A 17,999-nucleotide genomic window follows, 5' to 3' on the forward strand; every position below is an offset into this window, starting at 1 on the left:
TCGAGGCATGGCGCGCCGGACCGCACAGATGCACGGCCAGATGCGAAAGGTTGACGCTACGCGACTGGGCAAGTCCGGCGATCAGCACCGCAAGCGTCACAAGCCGGCTCTTGCTTAGCGAAAAGTGCCGACCTAACGTCTCGATGAGAGCGGAATGAATCAGTGTCATGGACGAAGATCCTTTGCTGAGGAATCTTCAATCCAAACACATCATCCCGTTCTCACCCTGACTGTCGTGTACCGTGAACGGTTTCAGTCGACGCGCTCTAAGCCTTTGTTTTGATGCATGTCGTTACCCCAAAACCGCGGTGCGCTTTTGGGCGATATGCGTTAAGAACGGGCGGCGATTGCCGCTGCAGCGCCGGCCATCGTCGTGGCGCTGACGCGGTTGGCGATCCTCATGGCGCGCTTGCTCTTCAAGAGCCGGCGCGCCTGGGAAGCGGCCAGCACCCAGGCGAGGTAGATGACGACCAGAACCAGGGCCATGGTCAGCGTCAGCTCGACCCAGCCGACCACGCTCACCGAAGCAAGATCGATGATGGTCGGCAGCAGCGCCAGATAGAACATCATGATCTTCGGGTTGCCGAGCGTCACCGCCATGCCGGCAAAGAACAGTTTCAGAGGCGAATCCTCGCGCGGCATCTCGCCTTCCTTCGCCTCGACCGGCGCGGTCCACATCTTGAACGCCAGCCAGGCGAGATAGGCGACGCCCACCCACTTCACCACGACGAAGGCGTAGTGGAAGGTCTGCGCCACGACGGCGAGCCCGAACACGGCCAGCGACAGCCAGATGCCCTCGCCGATCAACATGGCGAGCAGGAACGGGAACACATCGCGAAAGCCCTTCGAGATGACGCGGGCGACCAGCGCCGCGATCGACGGGCCGGGCGACCCGGCTGCGACGAACAGGGCGGCGGCGAAGATCAGCAGCGAGGTGAGGTGCATGGCGGTGCCTCGGATGGGTTTGGCTGCCATACTAACCAGCGGAAGCAACGTTGGCAAAGATGGAACAATCGCTGACGCCGGCGCCGCCCCTCATCTGGCTGCCGCCATCTTCTCCCCGTAAACGGGGCGAAGGATGCTGTCGCCGTTGGTTTCGCCAATCGCCAGCGTCGCGGAATAGGCGCCGGCGTTGCGGCCAGCCCCTTTCTCCCCGTCACTATACGGGGAGAAATGCCCGGCAGGGCAATGAGGGGCAGCGCCAGCGTCGCAGTCGGGCAGACACATCCGTCATCGGATGTTCACCTTGCCGGTTGCGAACATCTCTTGCCCCTTCGTTACCCTGCCGCTAGAAGCAGCCGACCATTTACCCATTTTCGAGCGTCACTTTGCCTCAGTAACCGCCGGTCTCGCCAACTCCCCCGAATGCACCGCAGGCGCAGCCATTGGCGCGTCTGCTCCATCTCATGTGTTCTTCAGGCGGCGGTTCGAGACCGGTTTGGCATTGCTGAGCCGCGCGTCATCCACGCCGACGCCTGATTTAAACACGCAGTCTTTCGCCACGCCGTGCCCGCATGGGCATCCCGACATCGCCGACCTGATGAACTTCCCGACGGGAAGGGCTTATCGGCATGTCCGGCCGCCTGCGTATCCACTGGGCAATCGCGCCCGCAATCGCACCTCGACCATTGATCAACTGCAATCGCTGCGGAACCCTCAAGGCCTATTGCTGCAGTGGAAAATTCCGCGTCAACGCCAATGGCAAGCGCATCGATGTGTGGCTGATCTATCGCTGCGTCGATTGCGACAATTCCTGGAATTTCGGCATTTTCGACCGCTGCAACCGCCGCGACATCGAACCCGCCCTGCTGCGGGCGCTCGAAAGCAACGATCCGGCGCTCGCCCGGCGCCACGCTTTCGATGTCGTTGCACTGCGCGGCGTGGTAGGGCGCGTCGAGGAGTTTCCCGAAATCATCGTGCACAAGCGTATCCTCGGCGACACGAGCGACGGCGCGAGCGCGCTGGAACTTCGGCTTGGGCTGGAGTTGCCGACGGCCCTGCGGCTCGACCGGCTGCTTGCCAACGAACTCGGCATCTCGCGTTCGCGGCTCCAGGCGCTGGAGGAACGGCGCCTGCTGGTCGTTGATCCGGACGGAGCCAAAGCCCTGCGCAAGCCGGTTCGCGGGGGAGCGATGGTCCGCATCGATCTGGCCGGCGAACCGGATCGCCAAGCCATTATCTCGGCAGCCAGTGCGTGAATGAAAGAAGGGCGAAGCACGGCTGTGCTTCGCCCTTGCCGAGGCAGAAATGTAGGAAGAGACGCTTAAGCCGCGCCCATCACCTTGGCCGACTTCTCGAAGCGCTTGCGCTCGTTCGGGTCGAGATAGAGCTTGCGCAGGCGGATGGTCTTCGGCGTCACCTCGACCAGCTCGTCGTCCTGGATCCAGGCCAGCGCCCGCTCCAGCGTCATGCGGATCGGCGGCGTCAGCTTCACCGCTTCGTCCTTGCCGGCGGCGCGGATGTTGGTGAGCTTCTTGCCCTTCAGCACGTTCACTTCGAGATCGTTGTCGCGGCTATGGATGCCGATGATCATGCCCTGGTAGACCTTGACGCCCGGATCGATGATCATCGGACCCCGGTCTTCGAGGTTCCACATCGCATAGGCAACGGACTCGCCCTGCTCGTTGGAGATCAGCACGCCGTTGGTGCGACCGGGCAGTTCGCCCTTGTACGGCTCATATGCGAAGAACAGCCGGTTCATCACCGCGGTGCCGCGCGTGTCGGTCAAAAGCTCCGACTGGTAGCCGATCAGGCCACGCGTCGGCGCGTGGAAGACAAGGCGCTGGCGGTTGCCGCCGGACGGACGCAACTCGACCATCTCGGCCTTGCGCTCCGACATCTTCTGCACGACGACGCCGGCATGCTCCTCGTCGACGTCGATGACGACTTCCTCGACAGGCTCCAGCAATTCGCCGTTCTCGCCCTTCTGCATCACGACGCGCGGACGCGACACGGCAAGCTCGAAACCCTCGCGGCGCATCGTCTCGATCAGCACGGCGAGCTGCAATTCGCCGCGGCCGGAAACGAAGAACGAATCCTTGTCGGGCGATTCCTCGATCTTCAGCGCGACATTGCCTTCGGCCTCGCGCAGCAGGCGGTCGCGGATGACGCGGCTGGTCACCTTGTCGCCCTCGGTGCCGGCAAGCGGGCTGTCGTTGACGAGGAAGGACATGGTCACCGTTGGCGGATCGATCGGCTGCGCATGCAGCGGCTCGCTCACCGCCGGGTCGCAGAACGTGTCGGCGACGGTGCCTTTCGACAGGCCGGCGATCGCCACGATGTCGCCCGCCTGGGCTTCTTCGATCGGCTGGCGCTCGAGGCCGCGGAAGGCAAGGATCTTGGAGATGCGGCCGGTTTCGATCTGGGCGCCGTCATTGTGCAGCACCTTGACCGCCTGGTTGGCCTTCAGCGTGCCGGATTCGATACGGCCGGTGATGATGCGGCCGAGGAACGGATTGGCCTCGAGAATGGTGCCGATCATGCGGAACGGGCCCGGATGCACCGTCGGCGCCGGCACATGCTTGACGACGAGGTCGAACAGCGGCGCCAGACCCTTGTCCTTCGGGCCCTCGGGGTTTTCCGAGACCCAGCCATCGCGACCGGAACCGTAGAGGATCGGGAAATCGAGCTGCTCGTCGGTGGCGTCGAGCGCGGCGAAGAGGTCGAATACCTCGTTGACCACCTCGATGTGGCGGGCATCGGGACGGTCGATCTTGTTGATGACGACGATGGGCTTGAGGCCGACCTTGAGCGCCTTGCCGACCACGAACTTGGTCTGCGGCATCGGACCTTCGGCGGCGTCGACGAGCACGATCGCCGAATCCACCATCGACAGGATGCGCTCGACCTCGCCGCCGAAATCGGCGTGTCCGGGCGTGTCGACGATGTTGATGCGGGTGCCGTGCCAGTCGACCGAGGTCGCCTTGGCGAGGATGGTGATGCCGCGTTCCTTTTCGAGGTCGTTGGAATCCATGGCGCGCTCGGCGACGCGCTGGTTGTCGCGGAACGATCCGGACTGTTTCAGAAGCTGGTCGACCAGGGTGGTCTTTCCATGGTCGACGTGCGCGATGATCGCGATATTGCGGATGTTCATTGTCTGGTCTCGGGAGTGTTGCAGGCAGCAGGCCCGAAGGCGCCGCCTTTTTCGGTTGCGCGGCTCATACAAGGTTTTTCGCAATTGCGAAAGGGGAGGCCCGATCCCAATTAATGGTCACTGATTCTTAAACGTCTTGGTGTGAAATGATTCTGTTAACCAAGGCGGAACCTTTGAGGGGCCGGACAGTTCGATGTTCATGACCGATCAGATGTCCAGATTGCGTCCGGTTTTCGCGTGGGCAGCGCTTGGCGTGCTCGTCGCGGCAGGCGCCGCGCAGTCGGCGGCAGCCCTCAGGGAAGTAGACCCGATCTTGCCGCCTGAAGCCAAAACCGCGCAGCAGATGTTCGCCGACGCCCCCGACGGTGTCGACCCGATCGTCACCGGCCCGGTCAGCGCCGCCTTCAAGCAGCGCCAGAAGGACGCCAACTGCGACACGGCGGTATGGCCGAAAATTCCCGCGGCTTGCTATCCGGATTGATTGTCGCGACGGCTATCTGACAAGGTAGCACTCCGGCACACCCCCCTCTGCCCTGCCGGGCATCTCCCCCGCAAGGGGGGAGATCGGATGTTGCTCGGCTTTCGCCAATTGTCGACGTCGAAAGAAGCGCGCGGCGCCCAAGCTGCCAATCTCCCCCCTTGCAGGGGAGATGTCCGGCAGGACAGAGGGGGGTGCCTCGCGCCGACCTTAAGCCGACCGCACCGGATCCAGCGTCACCTTGTAAAGTTCGTTGTCGTCGCGGTCCATCAGCCGCACGGTGAGCTGCTCGGTCACGCCGGAAATGTCGACGAGGCCGAAGAACTGCAGGCCGGCCGACGGCGGCAGGTTCTGGCCCTGCTCGGCGGTCGGGGCCTTGATGAATTTCAGCTCGGGCCCGAAGGTCATGTCGAGGTCGTTGGGGCCGAACGTGCCGGCATGGATCGGGCCGGAGACGAATTCCCAGAACGGGTTGAAATCCTGGAACTGCGCCTTGTCGGGGTTGTAGTAATGCGCGGCGGTGTAGTGCACGTCGGCGGTGAGCCACACCGTATTGGTGATGCCGGCATTCTTGATGAAGCGCAGCACATCGGCGAATTCGAGCTCGCGGCCCTTCGGCGCGCCATTGTCGTTGTTGCTGACGGCCTCGAAGCCGACCTTCTTCGCCGCGTCGTTCCAGACGACAAGGCTGAGCGGCATGTCGGCGGCTATGATCTTCCAGGTCGCCTTGGAATTCGCCAGCTCCCACTTCAGCCATTTGGACTGCTCCTCGCCGATCATGCGCGACTTCGCCGTCAGTGTTTCCTCCAGATCGGGGCCGTTCGGGCCACGATAGGAGCGCATGTCGAGGAAGAACACGTCGAGCAGCGGCCCATGCGAAATCTTGCGGTAGACGCGGCCGGGCTCCGACGGTTCGTAGCGAATGGTCGTCATCTCATGGAACGCGCGCGCCGCACGTGCCGCCAGGACATGGATGGATTTTTCCGTGTAACGGTTGTCGGCGGTCAGGTCCTTCGAGTCCGACCAATTGTTAAGCACCTCATGGTCGTCCCACTGGTAGAAGGTCGGGCAGATGGCCGACAGGCCAAGCACGTGATTGTCCATCATGTTGTACTTCCACTGGTCGCGGTATTCGTCCAGCGTCTCGGCGACCTTGCGCTTGCCGTCGATCATGACGACGTTCTTCCACTTGCCGCCGCCGGGCAGATCGACCTCGTCCTTCAAGGCGCCGTCGGCATAGATCGTGTCGCCGGAATGCAGGAAGAAGTCCGGCGTGTGCCTGGCGATGGTCGAGTAGGTCTTCATGCCGGTCTCGTCGATGCCCCAGCCCTGGCCGGCGGTGTCGCCCGACCAGGCAAAGCGCACGTCGCGCTTGGAGGCCGGCGCGGTGCGGAAGCGGCCGACGATCGGCTCGGAGACGGTGTTGATGTCGGACAGGTCGGCCGCGACCATGCGATAGAAGATGTCCTGGTCGGAGGCGAGGTCGGTGAGCAGCCGCTTCACCGTGTAGTCGCTGGCCGGCGAGGTATCGAGCGGCGCAAGCCTCGTCGCATTGGCGAAGCTTTCGGTCGTCGACACCTCATACATGACGCGCGCCGGACGGTCCGTGCGGGTCCACACCATGCCGGACGTGGCGTCGACGTCGCCGGACTGGACGCCATGCGTGAAGGCCGGACGCTGGTTGGCGCGGGAATAGTAGGGCAATGCCAGTCCGGAGGCACCGACAAGCCCGAAGGCGCTGGCCGAGGTGACGAAAGCGCGGCGGGTCAACAAGAGCTTGTTCATGGCTGTCTCCGGATGGCGTTGAACGGGACCGCCAAGCTCCCGCCTCAATGTTTCAGGCACATCTCGGAACCATGAAGTTTTGATAACAATGAACAGACTAGTGAAGGCCACCATCGTCGCCGGAAGGCGTGTCGAGATTCGGGTCAGGGCGAGCCGAAAATGGTGGTCTCCGAGAACCGGAGCGAAGCGTACTTTTCGTACGTGAGCACCGGAAGCGCAGGAGACTGCCGTTTGCAGGCCGGCCTCACCCGAATATCGACGCGCCCTAAGCCGCCTGCGGCTCCGGATCGAACGCCGGCCGGCTCGTATTGATCAGTAGCGAGATACAGGCCGCCGCAATGCCTGTCATGCCGGCAATCAGGAACGCCAGCTCGTAATTGCCCTGTAGCTCGCGCATCGTGCCGCCAAAGGCGGCGGCCGCCGCCGCGCCCACTTGGTGGCCGGCGACGATCCAGCCGAACACGATCGGCCCGCTGCGGTCGCCGAAAGCCTCGTTGGCGAGCCTCAGCGTCGGCGGCACGGTGGCGATCCAGTCGAGCCCGTAGAGCACGGCGAAGATGACCAGGCTGGTTGCCGAGAAGCCGGAATAGGGCAGATAGATCAGCGACAGGCCGCGTATCGCGTAGTAGACGCCGAGCAGCTTGCGCGGATCGAAACGGTCGGTGAGCCAGCCGGACAGCGTGGTGCCGATAAGGTCGAAGATACCCATCATCGACAGCAGCCCGGCTGCCTGCACCTCGCCGATGCCCATGTCGCCGCAGAAGGCGATGAGATGCGTGCCGACCAGGCCGTTGGTGGTGAAGCCGCAGACGAAGAAGGTGGCGAACAGATACCAGAACACCCTGGTGCCGGCGGCGCGGCGCAGCGTGTTCAGCGTATGCGCCAGGAAATTGCCTTGCGAGGCCGGCGATACCGGCGGCACGTCGTTCGCATCGGCGCCATAGCGCACCTGGCCGATCGAAGCGGGACGCTCGGGCACCAGAAGCAGGACGAACGGGATGAGCGCCGCCGTGGCCACCGATACAGCGATCGCGACAGGCTTCCAGCCGCCGCTCTGCGCCAGCGAGGCGATGAGCGGCAGGAACACCAGCATGCCGGTGGCGCTGGAGGCCGACATCAGGCCCATCATCAGGCCGCGATTGGTCTTGAACCAGCGATTGACGATCGTGGCGCCCAGCACGCTCGCCACTGCGCCCGATCCGATGCCGGAGAACACGCCCCAGGTGAGGAAAAGATGCCAGGGTTCGGTCATGAACAGGCTGAGCGCCGTCGATCCCGACATCACCAGCAACGAGCCGAGCAGCGTGCGGCGGAGCCCGATGCGCTCCATCAGCGCCGCGGCGAACGGACCGGTGAGGCCGTAGAGCAGGATGCCGACGCTGGCGGCCCAGGAGGTCACATCGCGGCGCCAGCCGAAGCTTTCTTCCAGCGGCACCATCATCACCGAGGGCGCCGAGCGAAGCCCGGCCGCGATCAAAAGGCACAAGAAAATGACAGCAACGACAACGAAGGCGTAGCGCTGGCCAAACGGACGGGACTGGGCTATCATGTTACTGACCGGTACGTTGCAATGGGATGGCACCATACATACGTACCGGTCAGTAACATTGTCAAGCGAGTTGTTTGCATGTCATCGGACAAGAAAATTGATGCGTCGTTGAGCGACGCCCCGGTCCCGAAGGCGGCGGACAAGATCCTGGACGTGGCGTTCGACCTGTTTTATCGCGAGGGCATCAGGGCGATCGGCGTCGACGAGATCGTCAGGCGCGCCGGCGTCACCAAGCCGAGCCTCTACCGCAGCTTCCCGTCCAAGGATGAGCTCGCGGCCTCTTATCTGCGTAAATACGACCTCGAGTTCTGGGAGCGCTTCGACGAGGCCGTCGACGCGCATCCGGGCAATCCGCGCGCCCAGATCATCGCCTTCCTCACCCGTGTCGGCAAACGCACGCAGAAGCCCGATTATCGCGGCTGCGGCATGACCAACGCGGCGGTGGAATATCCCGAACATGGCCATCCGGCACGCGTCGTCAGCGAGAACAACAAGCAGGAACTGCGCCGGCGCCTCCGCGCCATGGCGGCCGCGATGGGCGCCAGCGATTCCGACACGCTGGGCGACGGTCTGCTGCTTCTCATCGAAGGCGCTTATATCAGCGGCCAGCTCTTCGGCAAGGGCGGACCGGCGGCGGCCGTCGCGCGCAATGCCGACCTGCTCATCGAAGCCAGCTTGAAGAAATAGCGATTGGCGCTACGCTTCGGCAACTCGAACGGAGTTGTCCGCGATGCGTGCTCTTCTGATCCCGCTTGCCCTCGCCAGTCTCTGCCAGGCGGCCGAGGCGGGCGACATCTCCAGCGCCTACACCGATCTCGACTGGAAGAAGGACTGCGTGACCTATGCCCAGGCCGCGCAAGGCGACGGCGACTGGGCGAACCTCGCCTGCTCGGGCTATCGCGGCTACCCGGTGCTGATCGGCTACGACGACGCGCGTGAATCCGTCTATTACGGCTTTCCCTTGGACGACATGACTTCGATCTGGGAGAGTTTCACCGCCTTCAACGGATCCGGTCCGAAGGTGGAATGGCGGATCGAGACGAATGGCGATGTCGCGATCCCCTTCGCCGCCATTCATCGCCGCTCGGTGAGCAACCCCGAGGACGAGAAGAAGTCGATCGACGTGCTGGTCGTCGCCAAGGTCGCGCAGCCGGAAGAGCGCCAAGGCTGCACCATCGGCCTGGTTTTAGCCACCGGCAACGTGCAGGCCAACGACCAGGCGCGCAAGCTCGCCGATGACAAGGCGAAGACCTTCGCCTGCGGCAAGGACAAGCGCGACGTGATCGGCGACGTGCCTCCCTTCGGCCGGGTGGACAACTAACCGCTCCCTTGTAGGTCCTCGACGAAGACGCGAGCGCCTCGGGCCTCCAACTCGTTGGGCCAACGCCGCATCGGGTTCCCATTCGCTGGCGGGCCTAGTAAACCCTTGCGCGATCACAGCCGGTCTCGGGAGGTTCCGCTTGTCCAGTTCTGTCAGCGTCGCGAACGAGAATGGCGTGGCGGTGGTCACCATCGACAACCCGCCGGTCAACGCGCTGAGTTTTCACGTCCGCAAGCCGCTGCGTGAGGCGCTCGCCGCGCTGCGCGACGACCCCGCCGCCAGGGCCATTGTCATCGCCTGTGCCGGGCGCACTTTCGTCGCCGGCGCCGACATCACCGAATTCGGCAAACCGGTCGAGCAACCGGAGCTGCGCGCCATCATTGCTTTGCTGGAGACGATAACCAAGCCGACGGTCGCCGCCATCCACGGCACGGCGCTCGGCGGCGGGCTGGAGCTGGCGCTAGGCTGTCATTTCCGCGTCGCCGATCGGGGCGCCAGGCTCGGCCTGCCGGAGGTGAAGCTCGGCCTGCTGCCCGGCGGCGGCGGCACGGTGCGCCTGCCGCGCCTTGTCGGCGCCGGCAAAGCGCTCGGCATGATCGTCTCGGGAACGCCGATCTCGGCCGACGAGGCCAAGGCGGCCGGTCTTGCCGATGTGGTCCTCGACGGCGACCTGGTAGCGCAGGCGGTTCGTTTCGCCAGCGAAATGGTCGATCGAGGCGGCCCGTTCGTGCCGGTGCGTGACCGCAATGACCGCCTTGCCGGGACCGATCTTGCGGCTTTCGACGCCCAGGCGGCTGAGCTGGCCAGGAAGGCGCGCGGACTGGAAGCGCCGCTTGCCTGCGCCGAAGCGGTGCGCAATGCGATCACCTTGCCGTTCGACGAAGCTTTAGCCGCCGAGCGGCAGCTTTTTCTCAAACTCGTTTCCGGCGACCAGTCGCGCGCGCAGCGGCACTTGTTCTTCGCCGAACGCGAGGCGGCTAAAATACCGGGCAAGGATCTGCACAAGCGCCGGATAGACCGCGTCGGCATCACCGGCGCCGGCACCATGGGCGGCGGCATCGCCATGGCTTTTGCCAATGGCGGCTTGCCGGTAACCCTTTTGGAGACGAGCGAGGAGGCGCTGCGGCGCGGGCTGGCGACGATAGAGAAGAACTACGCCGTCTCGGTCAGCCGCGGCTCATTGACGGACGAGGTCAAGCAGCAGCGCCTCGGCCTGTTCAAAGGCAGCACCAACTATGCCGACCTTGCCGATTGCGATTTGATCGTCGAGGCCGTGTTCGAGGACATGGCGGTGAAGAGGGAGGTGTTCGGCAGGCTCGACGCGGTCGCCAAGCCCGGCACCATCCTCGCCACCAATACCTCCTATCTCGATGTCAATGCGATCGCCGCCTCGACCTCGCGTCCAGGGGACGTGCTCGGCATGCATTTCTTTTCGCCGGCAAATGTCATGAAGCTCTTGGAGATCGTGCGCGCCGAAAACACGGCCCCCGAGGTTCTCGCGACGGTCACCGATCTCGCTCGGCGCATCGGCAAGGTGGCGGTCGTCGTCGGTGTCTGCCACGGCTTCGTCGGCAACCGTATGCTGTCCGCGCGAGGCGCCGAGAACGAATTCCTGCTTCTGGAAGGCGCGACGCCAAGCCAGGTCGACAAGGCATTCACCGATTTCGGCTGGCCGATGGGCCCGTTCCAGATGGGCGATCTCGCCGGCCTCGACATCGGCTGGCGCAACCGCAAGGCGCGCGGCCAGGCGGCGGTGATTGCCGATACGCTTTGCGAGCAGGGCCATTTCGGCCAGAAGACCGGGCGCGGCTGGTACCGCTACGAGGGTGGCTCGCGCGAGCCGATCGCCGATCCGGAAGTCGAGGCGCTGATCCGCGCCAAGGCGGCAGAACTGGGGATCGCCCTGCGCGATATCGGCGCCGACGAGATCATCGAGCGCACGCTCTATCCGCTGGTCAACGAGGGCGCGAGTATCCTCGAGGAAGGCATAGCGGCGCGGGCGTCCGATATCGATGTCGTCTGGGTCAACGGCTACGGCTTCCCGATCGGCAAGGGCGGGCCGATGTTCTGGGCCGGGCTCGAAGGGGCGGGCAGGATCGTCGAGCGGCTGGAGCATTGGCACCGGCAGACCGGCCGAGCAATCTTCGAGCCGGCGCCGGTGTTGAGGCGATTTGCCGAGACGGGGAGTTGGGAGTGATAGCACACGGCTATCCGGAGCGAGCGCCGGAGTTCCTTCGCACCCCCCTCTGTCCTGCCGGACATCTCCCCCGCAAGGGGGGAGATTGGCAGTTCCGGCGCCTCGCTGCTCTTGCGAGGTCCGAGATTAGCGAAGGCCGTCAAGACGGCTGATCTCCCCCCTTGCGGGGGAGATGGCCGGCAGGCCAGAGGGGAGTGCTGTCCCGCCGACCTTCTCGGCTTGCTCGCAGCAACCACGCGCCAAATTTGACCATGTGGACAAAACTCAGGCGCCGTTCCATAGTCTCTCGTCTGACATTTTTGTGAACGGCCGGCTCGACACGGCCGTCGAGCAGAGGGGAACTTCAATGGAAAACGAACGTAGCAAAACCCAACGCGCCGGCCTGTCGCGGCGCAACGTGCTGGAACTCGGTGCGCTCGGCCTTGCGGCCGCCGCTCTACCTGGCGCGGCCTTCGCCAAGGACAAGAAGCTGAAGGTGGCGGCGATCTTCGCCACGCCGATCGAGGAGCCTTGGGACAACCAGATTCATGTCGCCCTGCAGAAGGCGCAGAAGGAGCTGGGCATCGAATACAAATGGTCGGAAAAGGTGCAGACCGCCGACTTCAGCCGCGTGATGCGCGAATATGCGCAAGGCGGCTATCAGCTGGTGCTGGGCGACGCCTTCGCCGCCGAGCGCGAGTCGCGCCGCACGGCAAAACAATTCCCGAAGACCGCCTGGCTGTTCGGCTCCGGCGCCGGCCCGGCCGAACCCAATTTCGGCGTCTTCGACAACTGGATCCACGAGCCGGCCTATCTCTCCGGCATGATCGCGGGAAAAATGTCGAAGTCGGGCACGGTCGGCGCGGTCGCGGCGATGGGCATTCCGGAAGTGAACCGGCTGGTCAACGCCTTCTTTGCCGGCGCCAAGGAGGTCAATCCCAACGTCAAGAAGAAGGTCGCCTTTATCGGCTCCTTCTTCGATCCGCCCAAGGCCAAGGAAGCGGCGGTGGCGCAGATCGATGCCGGCGTCGACGTCATCTATGCCGAGCGCTTCGGCGTCATCGAGGCGGCGGTGGAAAAGAAGATCTACGCCATCTCCAACATGTCCGACCAGTCGAGCCTCGGCCCCGACACGGTCATCACCGGGCCGGTGTGGGACATGTATCCGACGGTCGAGCAGGCGATAAAGCTGGTCAAGGCCGGCGTCTTCACCGCGCAGGACTATGGCGACTTCTCGCGGATGGCCAAGGGCGGCTCGTATCTGGCGCCCTTCCACAAGTTCGACAAGACGCTGCCGGCAGAGGTCAAGGACCTTGTCGAGAAGAAGAAAGCCGAGATTCTCGAAGGTAATTTCCGCGTCGACGTGGATGAGAACACGCCGGTTTCGGATTGAGGGCTTGTTGAGGGAGTGGCGCGAGGCCCCCCTCTCTGTCCTGCCGGACATCTCCTCCTCAAGGGGGGAGATCAGATGTCACGGCGGCCTTCGCTAACTTTCAACGTTGAAAAGATCGAGCGCCGTCGACGGAACTGCCAATCTCCCCCCTTGAGGGGGAGATGTCCGGCAGGACAGAGAGGGGGGCCTCGCGCCACCCCTGTCAAACAAAGCTAGATCGCAAGGCCAATTGCTATCAGGAGTGTCCCTTGGTGACGCCCGCCCCACTGATCGAAATGCGCGGCATCACCAAGAGCTTCGGCGCCGTCAAGGCGAACGAGGCCGTCGATCTCAGCGTCGCGCCGGGCGAAATCCTCGGCCTTCTCGGCGAGAACGGCGCCGGCAAGACGACATTGATGAACGTGCTGTTCGGCGCCTATGCGCCGGATGCCGGCGAGATCCTTGTCGAGGGCAGGCCGGTCGCCATCCACAGTTCGGCCGATGCTTTGGCCGCCGGCATCGGCATGGTGCACCAGCATTTTCATCTGGCGCCGCGGCTCACGGTGCTGGAGAACCTTCTGATCGGCATTCCCGGCAAATCCGGCCGCATCGACCGTGCCGGCGGGCTGGCGCGGCTGAAGGAGATCGGCCGCCAACACGGGCTCAACCTCGATCCGAACCTGCCTGTCTCGGCGCTGTCGGTCGGCGAGCAGCAGCGGCTGGAAATCGTCAAGGCGCTGTTTCGCGGCGCCAGGCTTTTGATCCTCGACGAGCCGACGGCGGTGCTGGCGCCAAGCGAGGTCGATGGCCTGTTCGCCGCGCTGCGCTCGATGGCGGCGCAAGGGCTCGGCATCATCTTCATCTCGCACAAGCTCAACGAAGTGAGGGCCCTCACCCACCGCTGCGTCGTCCTGCGCCTCGGCAAGGTCGCCGGCCGCGTCGACCGTCCGGCAAGCACGACCTCGGCCGAAATGGCGAAGCTGATGTGCGGCCATGAGATCGTGCCGCCGACCAAAGAAGCTTCGACTCCCGGCGCCTCCGTGCTGACGCTCGACGGCATCTCCACCTCAGGCCATGGCGGCACGCCGCTGCGCGATGTCTCGCTGTTCGTCCGTTCGGGCGAAATCCTCGGCATCGCCGGCGTTTCCGGCAACGGCCAGCGCGCGCTTGCCGATGTCATTTCCGGCATGCTGCGACCCAGGGCTGGCGCGATGACGATAGCCGGCAAAGCGGTCGCGCAATTTTCGCCGCGCGAGTTGCAGGGGCTCGGCCTCGGCCGCATCCCGGAAGACCGGATGACGACCGGCCTGGTGACCAACCTGCCGCTTGCCGATTCCATGGTGCTGCCGCGCATCGGCACCGAAGCGTTCAGCCGTAAGGGGCTGCTCAACCCGGCGGCGATCCGCGCCTTCGCCGAGGCGCAAATCAAGGCCTATGACATTCGGTGTCCAGGTCCGACGGTCCGCGCCGGCGCGTTGTCCGGCGGCAATCTGCAGAAGGCGCTCTTGGCGCGCGAGCTCGCCTTCGACCCGAAGGTGCTGATCGTCTCGCAGCCGACGCGCGGCCTCGACATCGGCGCCGCTCGATTCATCCACGAGAAATTCCTCGCCATGCGCGCCAAGGCCTGCGGCATCATCGTCATCGGCGAGGATCTCGAGGAATTGCTGATGCTCTCGGACCGTATCGCGGTGATGTATGAGGGCCGCATTGCCGGCACGCTTTCCAGCACCGACGCCACGGTCGCGAGGCTCGGCCTGATGATGACCGGCGCGGAGGGGCATGCCTGATGTTTCGTCTCGAAGCCCGCAGTTCGACGCCCGCCTGGTTCAATCTCGCCTTGCCGCTGCTGGCAATCGCTATTGCGCTGTTGTTGTGCAGCGGTCTCATCGCCGTGGCCGGCGCCGGCGTCGTCGAAGCCTATGGCGTCATGCTGTCGGCCTCGCTCGGCGACAGCTACGCCATCACCGAGACGCTGGTGCGCGCCGCACCCATGATCTTCACCGGCCTTGCCGTGGCGATCGCCTTCCGCGCCAAGTTCTGGAACATCGGCGCAGAGGGGCAGCTGCTGGCCGGCGCGGTGGCAAGCTGCGCCGTCGGCGCGATCCCGATGCCGGGCTATCTCGCCATGCTGTTGATGGCGCTTGTGGGCGCGGCTGCCGGCGCGCTCGTGGCGCTGGTGCCGGCGACGTTGCGGGTCAAATTCAAGGTCGACGACGTGGTAAGCTCGCTGCTGCTCAACTCGGTCATCTATTACGCGCTGATGGCGCTGATCGAAGGGCCTTGGAAGGACACGTTCAGCGGCTATCCGATCTCGCCGCCGATCGAGGATTCGGCCAATTTCCCAGTGCTGATCGAAGGCACGCGGCTGCATCTCGGCGTCATCGTGGCGCTGATCGCCGCACCGCTGTGCTGGTTCCTGATCGCGCGCACCACGCTCGGCTTCAAGATACGCGTCACCGGCGAGAATCCGGAAGCGGCGCGCTATGGCGGCATCAACGTGCAGCGGGTGCTGCTCTCCACCGCGCTGCTTTCCGGCGCGCTGGCCGGGCTCGCCGGCGTCGGCGAGGTCGGCGGCGTGCATTTCCAGGTGATGAGCGATATCTCGCCGGGCTACGGCTATTCCGGCATCGTCGTCGCCATGCTGGCGCGCCTCAACCCGCTCGGCGTGGTGCCGGCGGCGATCTTCCTGGCCGCGGTCATGACCGGGGCGGAAGCGATGTCGCGCGCGACCGGCGTGCCGGCCTTCCTCAGCGACGTCATCCAGGGCACGGCGCTGCTTGCCATGCTGGTAGCGCTGCTCTTCACCGCCTATCGCATCCGCCGCGTGGGAGCGTCTTGATGAGCGCGGTGTTCGAGCAGATCTTCCAGGTCGGCTTCCTCGCCGCCATCATCCGCATCGCCACGCCTCTGGCCTTCGCGACGCTCGGCGAGATGTTTTCCGAACGCGCCGGCGTGCTCAATCTCGGCATCGAAGGCATCATGCTGTTGTCGGCAATGGCCGGCTTCACCGCCGCCAGCCTCAGCGGCAGCCTGTGGCTCGGCGTGCTGGTGGCAGTGTTGACCGGCATGCTGATGGGCGCGCTGCATGCGCTGTTCACGGTGGCGCTGGGCTTGAGCCAGCATGTATGCGGCATCGGCGTGACGCTTTTCTCATCCGGCCTTGCCTATTTCCTCTACCGGCTGATCTTCGGCCAGCAATCGGTCCCGCCCAGCATCGACGGCTTCAAGCCGGTGCCGATCCCGCTGCTGTCGGACATTCCGGTGCTTGGCCCGGCAGTGTTCAGCCAATTCACGCTGGTCTATCTTGCGATCATCGCCGTGCCGCTCGCCGCCTTCGTGCTCTACCGCACGCCATGGGGGCTCTCGGTGCGCATGGTCGGCGAGAACCCTCGCGCGGCGGACTCTGCCGGCGTCAGCGTGATCGCCACGCGCTTCCAGGCGGTGATCCTTGGCGGCGCGCTGATGGGCCTCGCCGGCGCGTTCCTGACCATGGCGCAGTTCAACGCCTTCACCTTCGGCGTCGTCTCCGGGCGGGGCTGGGTGGCGATCGCGCTGGTCGTGTTTGGCCGTTGGGATCCGTGGCGCTCGGCGGGAGCGGCGCTGCTCTTCGCCTTCGTCGACGCGCTGCAACTCAGGATGCAAGCCAGCGGCCTCGGCCACATCCCTTACGAAGCCTTCCTGATGCTGCCCTTCATCTTCACCATCGTCGCCATGGCGGTGATGTCGCGCAACGCGGTGGCGCCGTCAGCGCTACTGAAGCCATTTCGAAGGGAAGAGCGGTAGGATTTGGTGTCCTTTCCTCTCCCTCCGGAGGGGGGAGAGGTGGCGCTGCTAAGCAGCGACGGAGTGGGGGAACCACCTTGTAACCGTCGCAAACGGATGCGCAAAAATCTTCCTGCCGCGCCGAGGGTCGACCCCCACTCCGTCGAGCTTCGCTCGACACCTCTCCCCCGATCGACGGGGTAGAGGAAGGGCACCAAGCTGGCCTCACATCGCGGTAAAGCCATTGTCCACAAACAGATGGGCGCCGTTGACGAAGCTGGCCTCGTCGCTCGCCAGGAACAGCGCGGCCTTCGCCACTTCCTCCGGCTCGCCGATACGGCCCTGCTGGGCGGCGAGTGCCGCATCCGAGACATCGACACCGAGCCTGCCGAGATCGGCCACCTCGCGCAGCCCATGCGGCGTGCGGATGAAGCCGGGGCAGACGGCGTTGCAGCGGATGTTGCGGTCGCGGAATTCGACCGCGATGGCGCGCGCGAACATGTGGCAGGCGCCCTTGGTGGTGTCGTAGAGCACTTCGTTCGGCGTCGCCGCCACCGCCGAGATCGACGAGGTGCAGACGATCGAGCCGCCGCCGGCGGCAATCATGCCGGGCAGCACCGCGCGCGTCATCAGGAACATCGAGCGCACGTTGACGGCATGCAGCCAGTCCCATTCCTGCAACGTCGTTTCCAATAACGGTTTGATGACGATCGTGCCGGCATGGTTGAACAGCACGGTGACCGTGCCGAGCTTTGCGGCCGCAGCCTTCACCGCGGCTTCGACCTGCGCCTCGTCCGAAACATCGGCCACGAAATGCTCGGCGACATGGCCGCGTTCGCGGATCGCCGCTGCGGTCTTGGCGGCCGCTTCGCCGTTGCGGTCGATGATCGCCACTTTCGCACCCTCGGCGGCAAACAGCTCGGAAGCCGCCCCGCCCATGCCCGTCGCGCCGCCCGAGATGATGGCGACCTTGCCCGCCAGCCTTCCAGCCATTTTCTTCTCCCTGGATCCTATGAGGTGTTTTCGATGCTATCCCGTCGCGCCGGGAATAGCCAAGCGCGCTTCGACAACCCCCTGCGGCCGAAAAACATGCAGTTCCAAGCTTTTGCCGGCTCCGTGGCATCGGTTCCCGCACGGATTTCCGGTCCGCGGCTAGTATGAAAAACCCTCATCGCAGCCGGGCTGAGAATATTCATCCAGAAATCGCCGAAAAATAGCAATCGACAAAGTCTACTAGTTTTATAGATTAACGGCCGAGACGGAGGCCGATATGTCCTATATCCAGAACGCTCAGACTGCCCGCAAGGGGCAAAGGCTGACTGCCGACCAGAGCTGGAGGCCCGCCTATGGCGGTACCTTCGCCTATCTCGTCTTCGCGCTCGCATTCGTGTTCACCGGCGCGGTGGTGCTGGGGCTGATCCCCTGATCCAAGGCGGGCCGAGACCCGCCGTCAAACAATCTGA

At 64.5% G+C, this 17,999-nt stretch carries 15 protein-coding genes; 10 read left to right on the plus strand and 5 right to left on the minus strand.

Annotated elements, in window-relative coordinates; translation table 11 throughout:
- Nucleotides 1–330: 330 nt before the first annotated feature.
- Nucleotides 331–945 (minus strand): LysE family translocator, encoded by a 615-nt coding sequence (locus tag YU3_RS0130965; protein WP_027169834.1) that lies wholly within the window; start codon nt 943–945, stop codon nt 331–333.
- Between the two features lie 626 nt (nt 946–1,571).
- Between YU3_RS0130965 and YU3_RS0130970 the strand changes: the two genes are divergently transcribed.
- Nucleotides 1,572–2,198 (plus strand): DUF1062 domain-containing protein, encoded by a 627-nt coding sequence (locus YU3_RS0130970; RefSeq protein WP_027169835.1) that lies wholly within the window; start codon nt 1,572–1,574, stop codon nt 2,196–2,198.
- A 65-nt stretch (nt 2,199–2,263) separates the two neighbouring features.
- Here the strand turns inward: YU3_RS0130970 and typA are convergent, their stop codons facing one another.
- Complete coding sequence (gene typA / locus YU3_RS0130975; protein WP_027169836.1) at nt 2,264–4,093, minus strand: translational GTPase TypA; 1,830 nt, start codon at nt 4,091–4,093, stop codon at nt 2,264–2,266.
- A gap of 193 nt (nt 4,094–4,286) precedes the next feature.
- Here typA and YU3_RS0130980 point away from each other — a divergent pair, with 193 nt between their 5' ends.
- On the plus strand, nt 4,287–4,574 hold the full coding sequence (locus YU3_RS0130980; protein ID WP_245273710.1) for a hypothetical protein: 288 nt from the start codon (nt 4,287–4,289) through the stop codon (nt 4,572–4,574).
- Between the two features lie 207 nt (nt 4,575–4,781).
- On the opposite strand, the gene YU3_RS0130985 is transcribed toward YU3_RS0130980, so the two are convergent.
- Both YU3_RS0130985 and YU3_RS0130990 read right to left on the minus strand, forming a co-directional pair.
- Nucleotides 4,782–6,356, minus strand: a complete 1,575-nt coding sequence (locus tag YU3_RS0130985) for an alkaline phosphatase (protein ID WP_027169838.1) — start codon at nt 6,354–6,356, stop codon at nt 4,782–4,784.
- Nucleotides 6,357–6,621: 265 nt separating this feature from the next.
- A complete protein-coding gene (locus YU3_RS0130990) occupies nt 6,622–7,905 on the minus strand; it encodes an MFS transporter (protein WP_027169839.1) in 1,284 nt (427 codons plus the stop codon).
- Between the two features lie 78 nt (nt 7,906–7,983).
- Between YU3_RS0130990 and YU3_RS0130995 the strand changes: the two genes are divergently transcribed.
- The 7 genes from YU3_RS0130995 (at nt 7,984) to YU3_RS0131025 (ending at nt 16,557) form a co-directional block, all read left to right on the plus strand.
- Nucleotides 7,984–8,592: a TetR/AcrR family transcriptional regulator gene (locus tag YU3_RS0130995; protein WP_027169840.1), complete on the plus strand. Its 609-nt coding sequence runs from the start codon at nt 7,984–7,986 to the stop codon at nt 8,590–8,592.
- Nucleotides 8,593–8,635: 43 nt separating this feature from the next.
- A complete protein-coding gene (locus YU3_RS0131000; protein WP_027169841.1) occupies nt 8,636–9,226 on the plus strand; it encodes a hypothetical protein in 591 nt (196 codons plus the stop codon).
- A gap of 139 nt (nt 9,227–9,365) precedes the next feature.
- Complete coding sequence (locus YU3_RS0131005) at nt 9,366–11,423, plus strand: 3-hydroxyacyl-CoA dehydrogenase NAD-binding domain-containing protein (RefSeq protein ID WP_027169842.1); 2,058 nt, start codon at nt 9,366–9,368, stop codon at nt 11,421–11,423.
- A 346-nt stretch (nt 11,424–11,769) separates the two neighbouring features.
- On the plus strand, nt 11,770–12,795 hold the full coding sequence (locus YU3_RS0131010) for a BMP family protein (protein ID WP_027169843.1): 1,026 nt from the start codon (nt 11,770–11,772) through the stop codon (nt 12,793–12,795).
- Between the two features lie 275 nt (nt 12,796–13,070).
- Nucleotides 13,071–14,561 (plus strand): ABC transporter ATP-binding protein, encoded by a 1,491-nt coding sequence (locus tag YU3_RS0131015; protein ID WP_036259965.1) that lies wholly within the window; start codon nt 13,071–13,073, stop codon nt 14,559–14,561.
- Nucleotides 14,561–15,613 carry an ABC transporter permease gene (locus YU3_RS0131020; protein ID WP_027169845.1) on the plus strand — a complete coding sequence of 351 codons (1,053 nt, stop codon included), beginning with the start codon at nt 14,561–14,563 and terminating at the stop codon, nt 15,611–15,613. The genes YU3_RS0131015 and YU3_RS0131020 overlap by 1 nt, the downstream gene beginning before the upstream one ends.
- The gene (locus YU3_RS0131025) at nt 15,613–16,557 is read left to right on the plus strand and encodes an ABC transporter permease (protein ID WP_027169846.1); all 945 of its coding nucleotides are present in this window, start codon (nt 15,613–15,615) and stop codon (nt 16,555–16,557) included. Before YU3_RS0131020 ends, YU3_RS0131025 begins: the two co-directional genes overlap by 1 nt.
- A 204-nt stretch (nt 16,558–16,761) precedes the next feature.
- Here YU3_RS0131025 and YU3_RS0131030 read toward each other — a convergent pair whose 3' ends face one another.
- Entirely contained in the window at nt 16,762–17,529 is a 768-nt protein-coding gene (locus YU3_RS0131030) for an SDR family oxidoreductase (RefSeq protein WP_027169847.1), read from the minus strand.
- Between the two features lie 277 nt (nt 17,530–17,806).
- Between YU3_RS0131030 and YU3_RS40955 the strand changes: the two genes are divergently transcribed.
- Nucleotides 17,807–17,962, plus strand: a complete 156-nt coding sequence (locus YU3_RS40955; RefSeq protein WP_095816548.1) for a hypothetical protein — start codon at nt 17,807–17,809, stop codon at nt 17,960–17,962.
- Nucleotides 17,963–17,999: the final 37 nt, after the last annotated feature.

Origin of the sequence: Mesorhizobium sp. WSM3224 (genome assembly GCF_000427725.1) — a bacterium.
Lineage (GTDB): Bacteria > Pseudomonadota > Alphaproteobacteria > Rhizobiales > Rhizobiaceae > Mesorhizobium.

Bases quoted from the DNA above. Each gene is read 5' to 3' on its own strand.
- YU3_RS0130965 (WP_027169834.1), bottom strand. From the start codon at position 945: ATGCACCTCACCTCGCTGCTGATCTTCGCCGCCGCCCTGTTCGTCGCA.
- YU3_RS0130970 (WP_027169835.1), top strand. From the start codon at position 1,572: ATGTCCGGCCGCCTGCGTATCCACTGGGCAATCGCGCCCGCAATCGCA.
- typA (WP_027169836.1), bottom strand. From the start codon at position 4,093: ATGAACATCCGCAATATCGCGATCATCGCGCACGTCGACCATGGAAAG.
- YU3_RS0130980 (WP_245273710.1), top strand. From the start codon at position 4,287: ATGTTCATGACCGATCAGATGTCCAGATTGCGTCCGGTTTTCGCGTGG.
- YU3_RS0130985 (WP_027169838.1), bottom strand. From the start codon at position 6,356: ATGAACAAGCTCTTGTTGACCCGCCGCGCTTTCGTCACCTCGGCCAGC.
- YU3_RS0130990 (WP_027169839.1), bottom strand. From the start codon at position 7,905: ATGATAGCCCAGTCCCGTCCGTTTGGCCAGCGCTACGCCTTCGTTGTC.
- YU3_RS0130995 (WP_027169840.1), top strand. From the start codon at position 7,984: ATGTCATCGGACAAGAAAATTGATGCGTCGTTGAGCGACGCCCCGGTC.
- YU3_RS0131000 (WP_027169841.1), top strand. From the start codon at position 8,636: ATGCGTGCTCTTCTGATCCCGCTTGCCCTCGCCAGTCTCTGCCAGGCG.
- YU3_RS0131010 (WP_027169843.1), top strand. From the start codon at position 11,770: ATGGAAAACGAACGTAGCAAAACCCAACGCGCCGGCCTGTCGCGGCGC.
- YU3_RS0131015 (WP_036259965.1), top strand. From the start codon at position 13,071: ATGCGCGGCATCACCAAGAGCTTCGGCGCCGTCAAGGCGAACGAGGCC.
- YU3_RS0131020 (WP_027169845.1), top strand. From the start codon at position 14,561: ATGTTTCGTCTCGAAGCCCGCAGTTCGACGCCCGCCTGGTTCAATCTC.
- YU3_RS0131025 (WP_027169846.1), top strand. From the start codon at position 15,613: ATGAGCGCGGTGTTCGAGCAGATCTTCCAGGTCGGCTTCCTCGCCGCC.
- YU3_RS0131030 (WP_027169847.1), bottom strand. From the start codon at position 17,529: ATGGCTGGAAGGCTGGCGGGCAAGGTCGCCATCATCTCGGGCGGCGCG.
- YU3_RS40955 (WP_095816548.1), top strand. From the start codon at position 17,807: ATGTCCTATATCCAGAACGCTCAGACTGCCCGCAAGGGGCAAAGGCTG.